The sequence below is a fragment of the Cryobacterium zhongshanensis genome, assembly GCF_022760445.1.
Taxonomy (GTDB): Bacteria; Actinomycetota; Actinomycetes; order Actinomycetales; family Microbacteriaceae; genus Cryobacterium; species Cryobacterium algoricola.
On record NZ_JALGAR010000001.1, the window covers coordinates 1,576,782 to 1,595,221 of the forward strand.

Here is an 18,440-nt window from a genome sequence, read left to right on the forward strand (position 1 = left end):
CAGATCAAGAATGCGCCTACCCGGCGCGGAAAACGGAGCACTTTCAGAATGAGACGCGCCAAAATTGTCGCTACCCTCGGGCCGGCAGCCGCCAGTTACGATCAAATTCGAGCCCTGATCGACGCGGGTGTCGATGTTTGCCGGATGAACCTGAGCCATGGTGACTACACCGTGCACGAGGCCGTCTACGCGAACATCCGCAAGGCAGCGAATGATTCCGGTCGTGCGGTTGCCGTCCTGGTCGACCTGCAGGGCCCGAAGATCCGGCTCGGCAAGTTCGAGGGCGGCCCTTATGAACTGGCCGTCGGCGACATCTTTAAGATCACCACGGACGAGATCCTCGGCACGAAGGAAATCTGCGGCACCACGTACAAGGGCCTGCCCATGGACGTCAAGCCCGGCGACTTCCTGCTGATCGACGACGGCAAGGTCAAGGTCGAGGTCGTCGCAACCGATGGCGTTCTCGTCACGACCCGCGTCATCGTCGCAGGCCCGGTCTCGAACAACAAGGGCATCAACCTGCCCGGTGTTGCCGTCAACGTTCCCGCACTGTCCGAGAAGGACGAAGCAGACCTGCGCTGGGGCCTCCGCCTCGGTACCGACCTGATCGCCCTCTCCTTCGTGCGCGACGCGGCCGACATCACCCGCGTGCACGAGATCATGGCAGAGGAGGGCCGCAAGGTCCCCGTCATCGCCAAGATCGAGAAGCCGCAGGCCGTCGAGCACCTCGAAGAGATCATCGACGCCTTCGACTCGATCATGGTCGCCCGTGGCGACCTCGGCGTCGAGCTTCCGCTCGAGGCCGTGCCGATCGTGCAGAAGCACGCCGTCGAGCTCGCTCGCCGGATGGCCAAGCCGGTCATCGTCGCGACGCAGATGCTCGAATCGATGATCCACAGCCCGGTCCCGACGCGCGCGGAAACGTCCGACGTCGCAAACGCCGTCCTCGACGGCGCGGACGCGGTCATGCTCAGCGGCGAGACCAGCGTCGGCGAATACCCCGTCGTCACGGTTCAGACCATGGCGCGGATCGTCGCATCCACCGAAGACCACGGCCTGGAGCGCATCGCGCCGCTCACGAACAAGCCGCGCACCCAGGGCGGGGCGATCACCCTCGCCGCGATCGAGGTCGCGGAATTCGTCGACGCGAAGTTCCTCTGCATCTTCACCGAATCCGGAGACTCCGCCCGCCGGATGTCTCGCCTGCGGTCGAAGATCCCGATGCTCGCCTTCACGCCTGAGCCCGGCATCCGCCGCCGCCTCGCGCTCACCTGGGGCGTGCAGACGTACCTCGTGGACCGCGTCACGCACACGGACTCCATGTTCGGCCAGGTCGACGACATCCTGCTCGGCCAGGGCCTGGCCCAGCTCGGTGACAAGGTCGTCGTCATCAGCGGTTCCCCTCCCGGAATCGCCGGCTCGACGAACGACATCCGGGTGCACCGCATCGGCGACGCCCACAACGAGGTTGCTCCGGCATACGTCAAGCAGTAGTCCCGTTGGAAGGAAAGCCCCGTCGACCGTTTCGGTCGGCGGGGCTTTTCCTGTGTCCGGGCGGGATCAGTCCGTCGCACCCAGGAACGCGATGGCCGCGTCGCGGAAGGCCCGGGAGGTCGGGGCGTTGAAGTGGTTGCGGCCAGGGATCTCGAAGAAGGACCCGGCCGGCGTGGCCTCCGCGAGTGCCCGTGACGCCACGAGGATGCGATCCTCGCTGCCGGTGGCGAACAGCAGCGGTTGCGACGGGGCATTGTCGGGGCCCGGCTGGGGACCGCCGCGCATCCCCTCGACGAGCGCGACGAGCGCCTCGAGGTCGTTGCCCGGCAGCGCCCGCGCCATGGTGAGATAGGCACCGGTGAGCCTGTCGCCGACCTCGGTGCCGTGTTCGATGTGCGCCCGGGCGTCGGCGATCTGGAAGCGGGTGAGCGGGTCACCGTCAGGAATGCCGCCGAGCACCGCGCGCGTCACCCGGCCCTCGAGCTCTCTCGCCGCCTGCCAGCCGACCCGCGCTCCCAGCGAGTAGCCCGCGTACGCGACCTCGTCGAGCAGGTAGGCGTCGAGCACCTGTTGCACGTCGGCGACGAGAGTGTCCATCGTGTACGCGGACGGGGAGTGCGGCTTGTCGCTCAGGCCATGGCCGCGTTGGTCGATCGCGATCACGTGGAATCCGGCGCGCAGGAGATCCCTGGTCCAACCGGTTGCGTGCCAGTTCGCCACGGCGCTCGACGCGAAACCGTGGACGGCGAGAACGGTCGGGTCGGCCGGATCGCCGAATTCGTAGGTCGCGAGGTTGACCCCGTCAGGGGAGTAGACGAAGCGGTGGGGCGGCGCTATTCGGGTGTTCGTGTTCATCACTGACCATTTGACCACGATGGCGTGGCACGGACGGTCGCCGCAGCGGAGTCGGTGGGGTCAGACGTAATCTGGCGACATGAAGACGTACACGGCTGCCCAGCAGCGCGAGGCAGAGCAGCCGTACCTCGCCGACGGGATTCCACTGATGCAGCGGGCATCGGCCGCGCTGGCCGCGGAGACGGCGGTGTTGCTCGTGGCGCGCCGGGGCACGGTGCGCGGCGCCGGGATGCTCGTCCTCGCGGGACCGGGAAACAACGGGGGAGATGCGCTCTTCGCGGCCGCGACGCTCGCGGCGGAGGGTGTCCGGGTCACCGTGGCGCCGACCGCGCGGAGGATGCACGAGGAGGGCCTCGCCGCCGCGGTGGCGGCCGGTGCGCGGGTGCTCGGTCCGGAGGAGTCGCCTGCTGTTGTCGCGCGGGCAGCGGCGTCGTGCGACGTGATCCTCGACGGCATCCTCGGAACGGGCACGAGCACGGACCCAGCGCTGCGCGGCAGGGCCAGGGAGGTCGTGGCTGCGATCCTGGCCGTGCTGCACCCCGGTGGCGCGCAGGCGTCTGACGGAACGGGCAGGGAGCCGGTCGTCGTCGCCGTCGACCTGCCGAGCGGCGTCGGCGTGGACGACGGTGCCGTGCCGGATCCGACGGTGCTGCCCGCGACGGTGACGGTGACCTTCGGCGGCTGCAAACCGGGGCTGCTCCGCCGGCCGGCCGCCGGGCTGGCCGGGCGGGTCGTCGTCGCCGATATCGGAATCGCCCCTGAGCTCGAACGAATCGCGGCCAGGGACCGCGCCGCTACTCTAGACGGGTGAGTGAACTGACAGTGAAATCCGATGCCGTGCAGCCCCCCGAATTCGCGGATGCGGTGCGCCCGGCCCGGTCGCAGGCCCTGCTCGACACGATGCGGGAACGGGTCGTCATCGCCGACGGCGCGATGGGGACGATGCTCCAGGAGCACAACCCCACCCTGGACGACTACCAGCAGCTCGAGGGCTGCAACGAGATCCTGAACGTCAGCCGCCCCGACATGATCGAGGCGATCCACGGCGCGTACCTCGACACCGGCATCGACGCCGTCGAAAGCAACACCTTCGGAGCCAACTGGTCGAACCTCTCCGACTACGACATCGAGGACCGCATCGAGGAACTCGCCAGGCTCGGCGCGGCCATCGCCCGGAAGAGTGTCGAGGACTACGAGGCCCGCGACGGCCGCGTGCGCTGGGTGCTCGGCTCGATGGGGCCGGGAACCAAGCTCCCGAGCCTCGGCCACACGACGTACGCGAACCTCAAGGCCACCTTCGCAGAGCAGGCAGTCGGCCTGATCCGGGGAGGCGCCGATGCCTTCCTGATCGAGACCTCCCAGGACCTGCTGCAGACCAAGTCCGCGGTGAACGGCTGCAAGCAGGCGATCGCGGAGACCGGCATCCGCCTGCCGATCTTCGTCGAGGTGACCGTGGAGACCACCGGCACCATGCTGATGGGCAGTGAGATCGGGGCGGCGCTCACGGCGCTCGAACCCCTCGGCATCGACGCGATCGGTCTGAACTGCGCCACTGGTCCGACCGAGATGAGCGAACACCTGCGCCACCTCTCCCGGTACTCGCACGTGCCGGTGATGTGCATGCCGAACGCCGGCCTGCCGATGCTGACCGCGACGGGGGCGAGCTACCCGCTCACGCCCGACCAGCTCGCGACGGCGCACGAGCAGTTCGTCAAAGAGTTCGGGCTCGGCCTCGTCGGCGGATGCTGCGGGACCACTCCCGCGCACATGAAGGCGGTCGTCGACCGCCTGCGCGGCGCCGCCGTCAGCGTGCGTGCCATCGAAGAGGACGCCGGCGTCGCGAGCCTGTACCAGCACGTCAGCTTCGACCAGGACAGCGCCTTCCTCGCCATCGGGGAGCGCACGAACGCCAACGGCTCCCGGGCCTTCCGCGACGCCATGCTCGAGGAACGCTGGGACGACTGCGTCGACATCGCCCGCGCCCAGGTCCGCGACGGCGCCCACCTGCTCGACGTCTGCATCGACTACGTCGGCCGCGACGGCGTCGCGGACATCCGCCAGGTCGTCTCCCGGCTCGCGAGCGCCTCGACCCTGCCGCTCGTCGTCGACTCGACCGAACCGGCGGTGCTGCAGGCGGGCATGGAGCTCATCGGCGGGCGCCCCGTCGTGAACTCGGTCAACTTCGAGGACGGCGAGGGCCCGGGCAGCCGCTTCGGCCGGATCATGCCGCTCGTCAAGGAACACGGGGCCGCCGTGATCGCCCTGACCATCGACGAAGAGGGCCAGGCCCGCACCGCAGAGCACAAGGTGCGGATCGCGACCCGGCTCGTCGAGACCCTCGTGAACGACTGGGGGATGCGCGTCGAGGACATCATCGTCGACGCCCTCACCTTCCCGATCGCCACCGGCCAGGAGGAGACCCGCAGGGACGGCATCGAGACGATCGAGGCGATCCGGCAGATCAAGGCGAAGTATCCCGGCATCCACACCACGCTCGGCGTCTCGAACGTGTCCTTCGGCCTGAACCCCGCGGCCAGGTCGGTGCTCAACTCCGTCTTCCTGCACGAGGCGACGGCGGCAGGGCTCGACTCGGCCATCGTCAACTCGGCCAAGATCGTGCCGCTCGCCTCCGTGCCGGACGACCGGCGCAAGGTGGCGCTCGACCTGGTCTGGGACCGCCGCGAGTACGACGTCGACGGCAACCTGACCTACGACCCGCTCGCCGCTCTCCTGGACCTGTTCGCCGGCGTCGACTCCGCCGCGCTGAAGGACGAGCGCGCCGCGGAGCTCGCCGCCCTTCCCGTCGGCGAACGCCTCGAACGACGCATCATCGACGGCGAGGCCAAGGGCCTCGAGGCCGACCTCGACCTCGCCCGCGCCGGCGGCATGAGCGCCCTCGACATCGTCAACGTGCACTTGCTCGCCGGCATGCAGATCGTCGGGGCCCGGTTCGGCAGCGGAGAGATGCAGCTGCCGTTCGTGCTGCAGTCCGCCGAGGTGATGAAGGCCGCCGTCGCGCTGCTCGAGCCGCACATGGAGAAGTCGGAGGCCGCGGGCAAGGGCACGATGGTGCTCGCGACGGTGCGTGGCGACGTGCACGACATCGGCAAGAACCTCGTCGACATCATCCTGACCAACAACGGCTACGACGTCGTCAACATCGGGATCAAGAAGACGATCAACGAGATCATCGCGGCGGCCGAGGAACACAACGCCGACGTGATCGGGATGAGCGGCCTGCTCGTCAAGTCCACGGTCGTGATGAAGGAGAACCTGCTCGAGCTGAACAACCGGGGGCTCGCCACGAAGTGGCCCGTCATCCTCGGCGGCGCGGCACTTACCCGCGCCTACGTCGAGGAAGACCTCGCCGGGCTCTTCGAGGGGCAGGTCCGGTACGCGCGGGACGCCTTCGAGGGCCTGAAGCTCATGGAGCCGCTCGTGGCCATCGCGCGCGGCGCCGACCCGGCATCCGTCGGCCTGCCACCGCTCAAGCAGCGGATCCACAAGCGCAGCCTGCTCACCGTCACCGAGCCGGACGCCATGCCGGTGCGCAGCGACGTGGCCGCAGACAACCCGGTGCCGGTTCCGCCGTTCTGGGGGACCCGGATCGTCAAGGGCGTCGCCCTCGCCGAGTACTCGGCGTTCCTCGACGAGCGGGCGACCTTCATGGGCCAGTGGGGCCTCAAGCCCAGCCGGGCGGAGGACGGCGCCAGCTACCAGGAACTCGTCGACACCGAGGGCAGGCCGAAGCTGCGCTACTGGCTCGACCGGATCCTCGCGGAGGGCATGCTCGACGCCTCCGTCGCGTACGGCTACTTTCCGGCATACAGCGAGGGCAATGACCTCGTGGTGCTGCATCACGGCGACGACCCGGACGGGAACCTCGGCACGCCGGGCCTGCTCGCGCCGGACGGCGGTTCCGGCGGACCGGTCGGAACCGAACGGCTGCGGTTCTCCTTCCCCCGACAGCGACGGGACCGGCACCTGTGCCTGGCCGACTTCGTGCGCCCGCGCGAGTCCGGCCAGATCGACGTCGTCGCCCTCCAGCTCGTCACGGCAGGTGCCAACGTCGACAGTGTGACCGCGAAGCTCTTCGCCGCGAACAAGTATCGCGACTACCTGGAGCTCAACGGCCTCACCATGCAGCTCACCGAGTCCCTCGCCGAGTACTGGCACGCCCGCGTGCGCGCGGAGCTCGGCCTCGGCGCCGAGGATCCGACCGACGTGGCCGGCATGTTCAAGCTTGAGTACCGCGGTGCCCGCTTCTCGCTCGGCTACCCGGCCTGCCCCGAGATGGAGGACCGCCGCAAGGTCGTCGAGCTGCTCAGGCCCGAGCGGATGGGTGTCGTGCTCTCCGAGGAACTGCAACTTCATCCCGAGCAGTCGACGGATGCCTTCGTCTTCCACCACCCGGAAGCGAAGTACTTCTCGGTCTAGCGGCGCGCGTCTGCCCTGTGCGCCGTGCGGCGTGCGGCGGGCAGTTTGGCGCGGCGCAGGGCGGCGAGGGCGGCCGGCCCGACCAGGCAGATGCCGAGCACCGTCGTGACGGCGCGCACCGTGTCCCAGGTGAGCGTCGAGGTGACGAGCGAGTAGAGGCCGAATGAGGCCAGGTTCGTGCCCAGGGGCGCTCCGGGGGAGTAGGAGATGCCGGTCCCGGTCCCCACCGCGAACGGCCAGAACCACAGGTTCATCACGAGCCCGAACAGGTAGGACGCGACGACGCCGTAGCCCGCAAGCATGGCGATCTCGAGGCGGGCGCTCGCGCGCGGTCCGAGTCGGCCGAGCACACCGGACCCGCCCCCGGCGCGGTGCCGCGGCAGCAGGGCGGCTCCCGCGCCGACCCAGCCGCAGGCGAACATCTGGAACGGGGTCCAGGGCCCGAACCCGCCCCAGAGCACCGAAGACACGGCGATGGTCAGCAGCCCGAGCAACAGCCCGAACCGGGCGCCGTAGACCCGGCCCGCGAGGATCAGCAGGATGAACACGGCCTCGACACCGCCGACACCCGTGCCCGCGATCCGGACGGCTGCTCCCACGGCAGCGAGCACCCCGAGGAGAGCCACCGTCTTCGCGGTGTACATCTCGCGGTCCACCACGAGGGCGAGTGCGACGATCACGGCGGGCACGAGGGCGAACGCGATGAACGGCACGGCGCCCTGGGCGTCCCTGGGCACGGCGGCCGCGAACAGCGGCCAGGCGAATCCCGCGGCGGCGAGCAGGCTTCCGCTCCACAGCACCGCGGATGTCCAGCGGCCGCTTCTGCGCTTCACTGCGTCACCCGCGGGTCCCGGCCGGGGGCCCCGGTAGTCGGGGTGATACCTGTCGCTGTCTCCGCGCCGCCGTACCCGGCGGCGGTCAGTCGCCCATCCTCGAGGTGCAGCGCCCGGGTGGCGAAGGACCGGGCGAAGTCGTGGTCGTGCGTCGCGAGCAGCACCGCGCATTCCCGGTCGGACACGCGCTGCAGCGCCGCGCCCACGAGCGCACGAGCAGCGGCATCGAGGCCGCGGGTGGGCTCGTCGACGAGCAGCACCCGAGGCGCGGCCGCGAGCTGGATCGCGATCGCGAGGCAGAGCCGCTGGCCCGCCGAGAGGTCCCGCGGATGACGCTCGAGAAGCGGTGCTGCCGCGGCGGAATCGTGGCCGAGAAGCCGCGCGAACGTCCCGGCGGTCGCGCCAGGGTCGGACCTCGCGCTCCGCCCGGCACGTCGGCGAGCACGTCGGTCGGCCGTTCGGCCTGCCGTCGACCGGTCGCTGCGGCGGCACTCGTCCGCGACCGTCGTGGCGAAGAACAGGTCGTCGAAATTCTCCGGCACGAGTGCCACGAGCCGGCGCCGGGTCCTCCGGTGCAGCAGAGCGACGTCCTGTCCGCCGACGATCACGGTCCCGGGGGTCGCGGGCAGCGCGAGCGCAGTGAGCAGGCTGCTCTTGCCCGCCCCGTTCCGGCCCTCGAGGGCGACGATCTCGCCGGCCGCGAGTTCGAGGGACACCGCGTCGACGACGGTCCGGTCGCCGTGTCGAACCGTCAGTCCGTGGATGCCGGCGAGCGGCTTTCCAGCGGCAGGCACCTGAGCAGGTGGCTCGGCGCCTGCACGGGGTCTCGCGATGCTGCGGTCGCCGACCCGGTCCGGCGGCGCCTCGCCGGGGTGCAGCATGCGCGCGCGGTGCCCCTCGAGCACGAGCCAGGCATCCGCGATCGAGGCGAACTCGCGGCTGTTGTGCTCGGCGACCACGACGCAGACGCCGGCTTCGTGGGCGAGCCGGTCGAGCACCCCGCAGACCCTGTCCCGCGCGATGCGGTCGAGTTCGGCGAGCGGTTCGTCGACGAGAAGCAGCACGGGACGGCGGATCAGGGCGCCGCCGAGGGAGACCAGGGTGGCCTCTCCGGCGGAGAGCGCCAAGACGGGGCGAGCGAGCAACTGCGTGATGCCGAGTTGCGCGGCGACCTCCCGCACCCGCTGGTCCAGGATCTCCGCGGCAACGCCCCGCACGGTGAGAGCGAAGCCGATCTCCTCGGCCACGGTCTCGGCGACGAAGGAGAGCCGCACGTTCTGGGGCACCAGTCCGACGAAGCCGGCCGTGTCGCGCGGGGGAGTCTCGGCCCGGTCGGCGCCGCCGATCTCGATCCGGCCGCCCTGGTGGCCGTCGTGGAAGTGCTGGAACAGCCCGCTCATCGCCTGGAGCAGGCCGGACTTGCCCGAACCGGTCGGCCCGACGATGACCGTGAGCGTGCCGGGGGCGAGCGCGAGGTCGAGGTGCTCGAGGCGCCAGTCCCCGTCGAAATCGAGCGTGGCATCCGTCATGAGCACGGGTGCCGCACAGTCACCGTCCACTGGCGTGGTCGACGCGAATCCCCGGGTCTCCATCGATGCCGCAAGGGCGAGGGCACGCTCGATGGTCTGCTCGAAAACCGGGACGAGCAGGGCTGCCATGGTCCGCTCGCCACGGAGGGCGGCGGCCAGGCGCACCCGCCTGACTGAGTCGAGGAGCGCCGGAAACGTGGCCCACGCGATCACGAGGGCGCGGGACACCGTGCGCAACGGCCCGCGGCGGGCGCCGCGGGCGAACAGGCGGCTCACGTCGACGACCGCGTTGACTGCCCCGAAGAAGACGATCACCGCGGCGACCGGGAGCGCGCTCAGTGCGGCGTTCCAGAGTCCGACCGTCGTGACCGGCCCGAACAGCGCTACCTGGCTGAACGGCGCGGCGAGCGGGATCCGGGGCAGGTCGAGCAGGACGGCCCCTCCGCCGCCTCCTCCGCCGAAGACCATCCGATAGCCCACCCGCAGACCGATGAATCCGAGCGCGAGCAGCACGGATGCGCGCAGGGGAGCCGGGCGGAAACGGAACACCGGGGTCGGAGCCTTAGCTGCCGGGTGTCGGAGTCTCGGCGCCCGTTGTGAATACGAGGCCGAGGGACTGGCCCGGCGTCACCTGGAGGCTGCCGAGGCCCTCCTGGGCGTATTCCCAGGCCGCACCGGGGGCGGTCTGGATCCACAGCGCCCAGTAGGCGTACGCGGGCGCCATCGACTGGCACGATTCGACGAACGAGGCCTGGCCCGTGACCGTGACGGTCTCGTCGGCGGCGGGGCGCCCGTTCACACGGCAGACGACCTGGTCGCCGTACTGCACGGTTCCCTCTGTCGCGATCGCCGCGGTCTTCATGACCGCGCTTGCAGCGATCGTGGTCGCCGTCGCTACACAATCGGTGATCTTCGGTGCGGCGAGGGTTCCGAAATCGACGACGACCCGCACCCCGGAACAGGCTTCCGGTGAGGCGGACTCCGTGGCGGCGGCCGTGGCGGCGGTTCCGGGCGTGGCGGTCCCGCTGGTCGCGGTGGACGGGCCGGTGGCGCAACCGCTGAGGGCCAGCGCTCCGAGCAGGGTGAGCGTAGCGAGTACTGGCATCTTCATGCCCCCCAGAATACTGAGCGGCAAGCGGGAATCGGAATTCGTCAGACGCGCGAGGTCACCGTGGGTAGTCTTGGCCTCAGACGCTGAACCCAGCGAGCAACGGTATTCGACGAACCAGGCGCACGTCGTCCAGGAGAGACCATGACCACCCGGGGTGCCAGGCTCGTTCGCGGCTGGCTGACGGCTTCGGTCGCGGTCTTCGTGGCGGCGTTCGCGCACGCCGCCGGCGGGGGAAGCCGGCCGGGGGAGCTCGGAACCGTGCTCGCCCTCGTTGTCTCGGGTCTGGTCTGCACGTTCCTGGCTGGAAGGTCCCTGTCACTCTTCCGGATGTCCGCCTCGGTCGTGGTGAGCCAATTCCTGTTCCACATTCTGTTCGGGCTCGGCGGCGGCACCGCCGGCGCACTGACCGTCGTCGGCGGGTCGCACCACGGTTCGGTGACGGTCGTCTCAGACCCGCACGCAGCGATGGGACCGATGGCGATGGGACCGATGCCGATGGTTTCGATGGGTCTCGGCTCGTCGGGGACGGGCGCCGCGGCGTCCAGCCAGATGGACGCGTGGATGTGGCTCGCTCACGTCGGCGCCGCGCTCGTCACGATCATCGCGCTGCGGCACGGTGAGGCGGCCTTCCGGGTGCTGTTCGATCTGGTGGGCCTGCTGGCGTCGTACCTGAACGCTGCCTGGCACCTCCACGACGACCTCGTCATCGTCGTCCGCCGGGGGCTGGGCGACGGCGTTCCCCGCAGCTGCGCCGCTGCGCTGACCGACTTCGGCGTCCTGCGATCCAGCGTCTGGCGCAGGGGACCGCCGCCGGCTCTGCCGTCCTTCTGATCTTTTTCCTGCGGTAATCGCTGCCGGCTCCTGACTCACGGCCGTCCGGGCACAGGTTCCGCAGCGTGCGTCCGATCACGTGGAACCGTCGAACCGGCCTTCCGTGCTGATCCGGCACGCTCCGTACGCGCACGTCAACTCTCGTGATGAGGCAGAACATGATCCCCTTTCCGCGCGCCCGCTGGGCGATGAGCGCACTTGCACTGGTGACCCTGGTCGCCCTGTCCGTCGCGGCCGGGGCCGCTCCGGCTGCCACAGCTCACGATCAGGTGCTGTCGACCTCCCCGACCACCGGGGAGAACGTGGACACGGCGCCGAAGCAGGTCGCCATGGTCTTCTCAGACGACATCCTCAGCGTCGGAGCGATCATGCTCATCGTCGACGACCAGGGACGGAACTGGGCGGACGGGACGCTGAAACTGGACCGCGCCACGGTGACCCAACCGCTCGCACCGGGCCTCCCGAACGGTGCGTACGAGGTGCGGTGGCGCGTGGTGTCTGCTGACGGGCACCCCATCGCCGGAACCTTCCCGTTCTCCGTCGGCACAGTGACCGCCGGGTCCGGGTCCGCATCCGCCGGGCCGGCCTCATCGGGACCCGCCACCGTGTCACCGCAGCCGGGCGCAGCGGATGCCGGACCCGCGCAGGCGCCGACAGGCGCGATCGGTGGGGGACTTCCCCTCGCCGTGGTCGCCCTGCTGGGCGCCGGCGGCGGTATCGCGGTCCTCGTCGTCGTGTTACTGCTCACGAGTCTCTGGAAACGGCGTCGTTCCGCCTGATTCCTTCTTCCCCACAATTCCCCCTCACTTTGCATGGAGACAACACATGATTCAGAACACCAGCACCCGTGCCGGCATCGCCGGCCTTGCCCTCGTCGCCGCACTGGCCCTCGCGGGTTGCGCCGGAACCCCCGCAACGACCCCGGCAGCGACCCCGTCCGCCGCCACCACCGAAGCGAGCGGCCTGAGCATCACCGACCCGTGGGTGAAGGCCGCAGATTCCGGCATGTCGGCAGCGTTCGGCACCCTGGAGAACGCGGGCGCGAGCGACGTGACCATCGTGTCGGCGCAATCAGCGGCATCCAGCATGCTGCAGCTGCATGAAACCGTGTCCAACGCGGCCGGAGAGATGATGATGCAGCAGAAACAGGGCGGCTTCGTCGTCCCGGCCGGCGGCTCACTGGAATTGGCGCCCGGTGGCAACCACATCATGATGATGGACCTCAGCAACCCGATCAAGGCCGGTGACGAGGCGAAGTTCACGCTGACGCTGTCTGACGGCTCGACGATCGATTTCACGGCCGTGGCGAAGGACTACACCGGCGCCAACGAGACCTACACCGGCGACATGAACATGGAGACCCCGAAATAGTGACCGACAGCCCGGAGCCGGCACCGGCTCGCAGACTCAGCAGGCGGCACCTCCTCCTCGGAGGTGCCGCCGCGGGCATCGGCGCCGCGTCCGCCGTCGGCATCCAGCTGGCCGGACAGGCCGGCGAGCCGAGCGCGTCGCGGCCGGCCGGTGACCCGGAGACGGGACTCAACGGCGCCCTCACCGTGCCCTTCCACGGCGTCCACCAGGCGGGGATCGAAACGGTTCCACAGGGCCACGCGACCTTCGTCGCGCTCACCCTGCACGACACGGTCGACCGCGACGCGGTGCGCAGGATGATGGTGGTCCTGAGCGGCGATGCCGCGCGCCTGACCCAGGGCCTGGCCGCGCTGGCCGACTCCGAACCGGAACTCGCCGTGGTTCCCGCCCGGCTGACGATCACTTTCGGCTTCGGACCCGGGCTCGTCGCCCGGGCGGGCGGGGAAGCGCCCACCTGGCTTCGGCCGCTGCCGGCCTTCGGGGTCGACCGGCTCGAACCGGCCTGGGCCGACGGCGACCTGCTCCTCCAGATCGCCGCAGACGATCCGCTGACCGTCGCCCATGCCACCCGGATGCTCCTCAAGGACACGCGCAGCTTCGCGAGTGTGCACTGGGTGCAGTCCGGGTTCCGCAGGGCACCCGGTTCGGAGCGGCCCGGAACGACGATGCGCAACCTGTTCGGGCAGCTCGACGGCACCGTGAACATGGTGCCGGGGAGCGAGGACTTCGAACACCTCGTCTGGCGACAGGCCGATAATCCCGCCTGGCTCGCGGGCGGGACCGGATTCGTGCTCCGGCGCATCAGCATGGACCTCGACAAGTGGGACAAGCTCGACCGGTCCGGCCGTGAGTCGGCCGTCGGGCGCACCCTCGCGACCGGAGCTCCGCTGACCGGGGTCGCCGAACACGACGAGCCGGACTTCGCCGCGACGACTCCGATCGGCTTCCCGGTCATTCCCGAATTCTCACACCTGCGCCGGGCTCGTTCGGAGAACCGGGAGGAGCGCATCCTGCGTCGCGGCTACAACTACGACGACGCGCCGACCGGTGCGAGCGTGTCGGATTCCGGGCTGCTGTTCGTGTCATTCCAGGCGGATGTCGATGCCCAGTTCGTGCCCATCCAACGGCGGATAGACACCCTCGACCTGCTCAACCAGTGGATCACCCCGGTCGGATCGGCCGTGTTCGCCATCCCGCCGGGCTGTCAGGAGGGCGGGTACATCGGGGACACGCTGTTCTAGCGGCCCAGGCTTAGCGGCCCGGGTTTCGTGCCTTCGGTGTCGTGCTCAGAGGGACGGCACGCGCTCGGCCGGGAGGGGAGGTCCCGGCGGAGTGCCGTCGCCGAACGGACGCCCGCCCAGGGCCTCGCGACCGGATGGTTCGAGCCAGCCACGGGCATCCGGCCCCTTGGGGACGATGCCGCTCGGATTGATGTCGCTGTGCGTGACGTAATAGTGCCGCTTGATCTGCTCGAAGTCGATGGTGTCTCCGAATCCCGGCGTCTGGAAGAGGTCCCGCGCGTATGCCCACAGCACGGGCATCTCGGTGAGCTTGTTCCGGTTGCACTTGAAATGCCCGTGGTAGACGGCGTCGAAGCGCGCGAGCGTCGTGAAGAGCCGGATATCGGCCTCGGTGATCGTGTCGCCGACGAGGAAGCGCCGGGTGGCGAGGCGCTCCTCGAGCCAGTCCAGACGGGCGAACAGAGTGTCGTATGCCCGCTCATAGGACTTCTGGCTGCCGGCGAAGCCGCACTTGTAGACGCCGTTGTTCACATCGTGGAAGATCAGCTCGGCGACCTCGTCGATTTCGGCGCGAAGCGCGACCGGATAGAGATCGGGAGCGCCCGCACGGTGATACTCGACCCATTCGGTTTCGAAGTCGATCGTGATCTGCGGGTAGTTGTTGGTGACGACCCGTCCGCTCGGAACGTCGACGATCGCGGGAACGGTAATGCCGCGCGGGTAGTCGGGGAACCTCGCGAAGTAAGCCTGCTGGAGCCGTTCGATGCCGAGCACCGGGTCGACGGCGCCGGGGTCGAGGTCGAAGGTCCAGCTGTTCTTGTCGTGTGTCGGTCCCGGCAGACCCAGGGAGATGACCCCCTCCAGGCCGAGCAGGCGCCGGACGATCGCGGTTCGGTTCGCCCACGGGCACGCCCGGGCGGCCACGAGCCGGTACCGGCCGGGCTCGACCGGCCAGCCGTCACGCGCATCCCGCGTGAGGCGGTCCTCGATGTAGTGAGTGTCGCGATTGAAGGGCTGTCCCGCTTCGATGTAGCTCGGCTTCAGGTCTGCGCCCTCGGGCTCTGGGATGGTCATCCCTCAACGGTAGCGGTGGCGCGAGATCACACAGCGCGAGAATTTACCTCGCGGTAACGGAGTCGCGTCATTGTGGACGCTGTGCAGCGGCTACTCTCCGAGGAAGGCATTCAGAGGAGATACTGCATGATCGGTCGCGTTGACCCGTTTATCGGCACCGAGGTCACGGACCTTCCTCCCCAGACCGGCCTCGCCGCGACCTGGTGGTGGCCGAAGCCGCAGATCGGGAACACGCACCCCGGCGCCACCTACCCGCTCGGGATGGTGTCTGCCTGCGCGTATTCGGGTGCCTATCCGACCGGGTACGGCCGGTACGACCTCTCGCTCGAAGGCATCCCGCCCCTCCTGCACGAGCGTCACCTCGCTTCGGGATTCGCGCACTTCCAGCAGTCCGGTACCGGCGCCATCCGCAAGTACTACAACTACTTCCGCGTCACGCCGATGATCGAACCGCTCGACGTGCTCGGGCGCACCTGGGAGCTCACCGACGAACAGGCCGAGCCGGGCTGGTACTCCGGAACCCTGGACTCCGGCATCACCGCCGAGCTCACCGTCGGGCCGAAGAGCGCGGTGCACCGGTACACCTTCCCCGCACACTCCAAGGCCCGGGTGGTCATCGACTTCTCGCACGGCGGCCTCTCGATTCCGTATGGCGCCACGATCCCGGTGCGTGCCCACCTCGAGTGCCTCGAGCCCGGAGTCGCCAGCGGCGAGATCGTGGTGGAGGGCGCCCCGCTGTCGGTGTACATCGAGTGCGACAACCCCCAGTGGCGTCAGATGCTCTGGTACGACCGACGCCTGATGCCCGGGGGAACCCGGCTCGACTTCGACCACATCCGGCCGACGACCCTGCGCCCGTTCGGACTGATGTGGGCCGGTCCGAGCGAGGAGGGCCAGACGATCGAGCTGCGGATCGGGTTCTCCCTGCGCGGCGTCGAACAGGCCAAGCGCAACCTCGAGGCGGACTGCGGAACCGGGCCGGCGCAGTTCACGCCCCGCCGCGAGCGCACCCAGAAGGTCTGGCGCAAGAAGCTCAAGGGCATCACGGTCAGGACACCGTCCGCCGCCCGCCAGACGGTGTTCTCGACGGCGCTCTACCACGCCCTGATCAAGCCCTGCCTGGCCCCCTCGGAGAGCCCGTTCTGGCCGACGGACGGGCCGTTCGTCTTCGACATCAGCACGATGTGGGACATCTACCGCACCCAGCTGCCCCTGATCACCGCGCTGATGCCGGAACGGGCCGTCGAACTCGCGAACGCGATGATCACCATCTCGGAGGAGGAGGGCAACTTCCCCATCGGGTACCGGATGGCCCGGGGGAGCGACCGCTTCTCCCGGCAGGCGAGTGCCCTGGCCCACACCTTCCTCTCCGACCTGTGCCAGCTCGGCCTCCCCGGCATCGACTGGGACTGGGCCCTCGTGCACATGTCCGACGACCTGCGCCGCACCTACGGCGAGGAGTTCCTGGTGCACGGGGAGGCGCATCCAATCAGCCACACCCTCGACCTGGCGTTCGGCTACTGGTGCACCGCGAAGGTCGCCGGGCATGTCGGTGACAAGGCCCTCGTCGAACAGTTCATCGCACTCGCTGAGCGCTGGGTGAACGCGTACGATCCGGTGACCGGTCTCCTGAAGGACTCCACGTACTACGAGGGCACGCGGCACAACTACTCGTTCCGGCTGGTGCACGACATGGATGCCCGCATCGCCCTGAGTGGAGGGGCCGAGCGGTTCATCGCCCAGCTCGACGAGTTCTTCGGCTACGGGGCAGAGCCGGTGACGCAGCTCGTCCGGGGCTCCGGCCCGGAGGAAGTCCTCGCCGGCTATCGCCTCGGCCGTTTCGAGGGGCTCAACAACGAACCGGACATGGAAGCACCCTGGTCGTACCACTACGTGGGGCGGCCGGACCGCACCGCCGAGATCGTGCACAACATCGTGCACCAGCAGTTCGGCACCGGTCGGGGCGGGCTGCCGGGCAACGACGACTCCGGCGGACTCAGCTCCTGGTTCGTCTGGGCATCCCTCGGGCTGTTCCCGGTCGCCGGCCAGAACATCTTCCTCGTCAATGCGCCCTCGTTCGAGAAATCGGCGTTTTCTGTCGGTAAGCACTCGTTCACCATCCGTACTCGTGGATTCATTGAACCGACACCCGGCGGACCCGTACAGTATGTGCAGGCCATGGAATTCAACGGCGAACCGCTCGGGCGCACCTGGATCAGTGGGAACGAATTCCACGGGGGTGGCGAACTCGTTGTGGAGTTGGGGCCTGAGCCGAGCGGCTGGGGAACGACGGACCTGCCCCCTTCGGCGCCATCATCCTTGTCACACACACGAGCGTCACGATCCACGGGAGAGACACCATGAATTCTGTTGAGAACCGGCTTGTCATCGTGGTCCGGGCCGATCCGGTCATCTGCGGCCACTCCGTCGAAGCACGCAACCTCGCGGAGACCGCACTCGAGCGCGGCTTCGACGAGGTGCGCATCGTCACGTGGCCGATCGACAAGCTCCAGGCCTCCGGTCTGCCGCTCAAGCCGCTCGATTCCGTGCTGCCGTACAGTCCCGGGATCTTCGTCGACCGGCCCGCACCGGTCGGGGACTACAAGGTGCTCGACGGGCGCCACCTCGCCGGGGTCACCGGCCGGCTGATCGAGCTCTTCACCGACGGCGTGCCGACGGTCTGCCTCTCGCTCTACCTCACGCCGCACACGCTCGCGGTCTCTGACGCCGTCCGTGCTGCCTGGGGGACCGGGCTGCCCGTCAACGTCACCACGATTGCGGAAGCCGTCGGTTCGGACGTCACGAACGTCGTGCGGACTGCGGTCAACGAGGGACGATTCGGCGCCGCAGCGCACATCCTGTCGAGCTATCTCAGCCAGGACTATTGCGTCGCCGTGTCCGAGTACACCCGGCAGCTCATCATCACCGAGGCCGAACTCGTCGACCAGCACCACGGCACCCGGTACGCGGCCCAGTGCCGCGAACGGATCACGATCTCCTACCCGGCGATCGACGCCGACTCCTACCTGCACCTCGACGAGAGCGTGACCGACGACGTCCTCACCGCCCGCGGCCTCGAACGCGACGGCTACATCCTGTTCCTGTCCCGCCTCACGGCCGCGAAGGGCGTCGACGACCTCATCGCGGGCTACGCGCTCAGCGCGGCCAGCCAGGACAAGATCCTCGTGATCGCGGGCCGTGGACCGCAGTCCGAGGCGCTGCAGGCCATCGCGGCTGCCTCACCGCTCGCCGACCGCATCCGGTTCCTCGATGATGTCGGGGATGCGGAGAAGCCGTACCTGATGGCCGGATGCGCCGCCTTCGTGCTTCCGAGCAAGCCTCGGCCCGAGTTCGTGGAGACGTTCGGCATCGCACTGGCCGAGAAGATGCTCGCCGGCGGCGGCCCCGTGATCACCACCGTCACGGGCGGCATCGGCGAAGCGGTCGGCGATCACGCCCTCATCATTCCCGTGGAAGACCCGCAGGCGATCGCGGAGGCGATTGACCGCGCAATTCTCGAGACCACGGCCGAGGAGCGCAGAGACTGGGCTGACCGTGCGCGCGAGTACGCGATGCAGTTCGACCGCCGCAACGTCTTCGACCGGATGTTCGCCCCCCTCCGCGACTCCGCGGAGGTCCCGCACCAGTAGACATCAGGCACCGC

The 18,440-nt window shown here is 69.2% G+C and carries 14 protein-coding genes; 9 read left to right on the forward strand and 5 right to left on the reverse strand.

The genetic code is table 11. The features are described 5' to 3' along the window. Nucleotides 1–48 precede the first annotated feature (48 nt). On the forward strand, nucleotides 49–1,494 hold the full coding sequence (gene pyk, locus MQH31_RS07160) for a pyruvate kinase (RefSeq protein WP_134531935.1): 1,446 nt from the start codon (nucleotides 49–51) through the stop codon (nucleotides 1,492–1,494). A gap of 66 nt (nucleotides 1,495–1,560) precedes the next feature. Here pyk and MQH31_RS07165 read toward each other — a convergent pair whose 3' ends face one another. Then, nucleotides 1,561–2,349 carry an alpha/beta fold hydrolase gene (locus MQH31_RS07165; protein ID WP_243011446.1) on the reverse strand — a complete coding sequence of 263 codons (789 nt, stop codon included), beginning with the start codon at nucleotides 2,347–2,349 and terminating at the stop codon, nucleotides 1,561–1,563. Between the two features lie 79 nt (nucleotides 2,350–2,428). On the opposite strand from MQH31_RS07165, the gene MQH31_RS07170 reads away from it, so the two are divergent. Both MQH31_RS07170 and metH read left to right on the forward strand, forming a co-directional pair. Beyond that, nucleotides 2,429–3,160, forward strand: a complete 732-nt coding sequence (locus MQH31_RS07170; RefSeq protein WP_243011447.1) for an NAD(P)H-hydrate epimerase — start codon at nucleotides 2,429–2,431, stop codon at nucleotides 3,158–3,160. An 89-nt stretch (nucleotides 3,161–3,249) separates the two neighbouring features. Continuing rightward, entirely contained in the window at nucleotides 3,250–6,786 is a 3,537-nt protein-coding gene (metH, locus tag MQH31_RS07175) for a methionine synthase (RefSeq protein ID WP_243011694.1), read from the forward strand. On the opposite strand, the gene MQH31_RS07180 is transcribed toward metH, so the two are convergent. The 3 genes from MQH31_RS07180 to MQH31_RS07190 are packed head-to-tail and all read right to left on the reverse strand — an operon-like array spanning nucleotide 6,783 to nucleotide 10,259. After that, entirely contained in the window at nucleotides 6,783–7,619 is an 837-nt protein-coding gene (locus MQH31_RS07180; RefSeq protein WP_243011448.1) for an ECF transporter S component, read from the reverse strand. The genes metH and MQH31_RS07180 overlap by 4 nt on opposite strands. Then, nucleotides 7,616–9,697, reverse strand: a complete 2,082-nt coding sequence (locus tag MQH31_RS07185) for an ATP-binding cassette domain-containing protein (RefSeq protein WP_243011449.1) — start codon at nucleotides 9,695–9,697, stop codon at nucleotides 7,616–7,618. The genes MQH31_RS07180 and MQH31_RS07185 overlap by 4 nt, the downstream gene beginning before the upstream one ends. A gap of 13 nt (nucleotides 9,698–9,710) precedes the next feature. Beyond that, nucleotides 9,711–10,259, reverse strand: a complete 549-nt coding sequence (locus MQH31_RS07190; RefSeq protein WP_243011450.1) for a hypothetical protein — start codon at nucleotides 10,257–10,259, stop codon at nucleotides 9,711–9,713. A gap of 141 nt (nucleotides 10,260–10,400) precedes the next feature. On the opposite strand from MQH31_RS07190, the gene MQH31_RS07195 reads away from it, so the two are divergent. The 4 genes from MQH31_RS07195 (at nucleotide 10,401) to MQH31_RS07210 (ending at nucleotide 13,702) form a co-directional block, all read left to right on the forward strand. Beyond that, nucleotides 10,401–11,090, forward strand: a complete 690-nt coding sequence (locus tag MQH31_RS07195) for a hypothetical protein (protein ID WP_243011451.1) — start codon at nucleotides 10,401–10,403, stop codon at nucleotides 11,088–11,090. A gap of 146 nt (nucleotides 11,091–11,236) precedes the next feature. Then, entirely contained in the window at nucleotides 11,237–11,869 is a 633-nt protein-coding gene (locus MQH31_RS07200; RefSeq protein ID WP_243011452.1) for a copper resistance CopC family protein, read from the forward strand. 46 nt (nucleotides 11,870–11,915) lie between these two features. After that, a complete protein-coding gene (locus MQH31_RS07205; protein ID WP_243011453.1) occupies nucleotides 11,916–12,461 on the forward strand; it encodes a copper chaperone PCu(A)C in 546 nt (181 codons plus the stop codon). Continuing rightward, on the forward strand, nucleotides 12,461–13,702 hold the full coding sequence (locus MQH31_RS07210; protein WP_243011454.1) for a Dyp-type peroxidase: 1,242 nt from the start codon (nucleotides 12,461–12,463) through the stop codon (nucleotides 13,700–13,702). The genes MQH31_RS07205 and MQH31_RS07210 overlap by 1 nt, the downstream gene beginning before the upstream one ends. A 45-nt stretch (nucleotides 13,703–13,747) precedes the next feature. On the opposite strand, the gene MQH31_RS07215 is transcribed toward MQH31_RS07210, so the two are convergent. After that, a complete protein-coding gene (locus MQH31_RS07215; protein ID WP_243011455.1) occupies nucleotides 13,748–14,776 on the reverse strand; it encodes a glutathione S-transferase family protein in 1,029 nt (342 codons plus the stop codon). Between the two features lie 126 nt (nucleotides 14,777–14,902). Between MQH31_RS07215 and MQH31_RS07220 the strand changes: the two genes are divergently transcribed. After that, the gene (locus MQH31_RS07220) at nucleotides 14,903–17,140 is read left to right on the forward strand and encodes a glycoside hydrolase domain-containing protein (RefSeq protein ID WP_243011456.1); all 2,238 of its coding nucleotides are present in this window, start codon (nucleotides 14,903–14,905) and stop codon (nucleotides 17,138–17,140) included. Beyond that, nucleotides 17,137–18,426, forward strand: coding sequence for a glycosyltransferase (locus MQH31_RS07225; protein WP_243011457.1), 1,290 nt, complete (start codon nucleotides 17,137–17,139; stop codon nucleotides 18,424–18,426). Before MQH31_RS07220 ends, MQH31_RS07225 begins: the two co-directional genes overlap by 4 nt. The last annotated feature ends 14 nt before the right edge of the window (nucleotides 18,427–18,440 follow it).

Bases quoted from the DNA above. Each gene is read 5' to 3' on its own strand.
- metH (WP_243011694.1), top strand. From the start codon at position 3,250: ATGCGGGAACGGGTCGTCATCGCCGACGGCGCGATGGGGACGATGCTC.
- MQH31_RS07215 (WP_243011455.1), bottom strand. From the start codon at position 14,776: ATGACCATCCCAGAGCCCGAGGGCGCAGACCTGAAGCCGAGCTACATC.
- MQH31_RS07205 (WP_243011453.1), top strand. From the start codon at position 11,916: ATGATTCAGAACACCAGCACCCGTGCCGGCATCGCCGGCCTTGCCCTC.
- MQH31_RS07190 (WP_243011450.1), bottom strand. From the start codon at position 10,259: ATGAAGATGCCAGTACTCGCTACGCTCACCCTGCTCGGAGCGCTGGCC.
- MQH31_RS07170 (WP_243011447.1), top strand. From the start codon at position 2,429: ATGAAGACGTACACGGCTGCCCAGCAGCGCGAGGCAGAGCAGCCGTAC.
- MQH31_RS07220 (WP_243011456.1), top strand. From the start codon at position 14,903: ATGATCGGTCGCGTTGACCCGTTTATCGGCACCGAGGTCACGGACCTT.
- MQH31_RS07200 (WP_243011452.1), top strand. From the start codon at position 11,237: ATGAGGCAGAACATGATCCCCTTTCCGCGCGCCCGCTGGGCGATGAGC.
- pyk (WP_134531935.1), top strand. From the start codon at position 49: ATGAGACGCGCCAAAATTGTCGCTACCCTCGGGCCGGCAGCCGCCAGT.
- MQH31_RS07225 (WP_243011457.1), top strand. From the start codon at position 17,137: ATGAATTCTGTTGAGAACCGGCTTGTCATCGTGGTCCGGGCCGATCCG.
- MQH31_RS07195 (WP_243011451.1), top strand. From the start codon at position 10,401: ATGACCACCCGGGGTGCCAGGCTCGTTCGCGGCTGGCTGACGGCTTCG.
- MQH31_RS07165 (WP_243011446.1), bottom strand. From the start codon at position 2,349: ATGAACACGAACACCCGAATAGCGCCGCCCCACCGCTTCGTCTACTCC.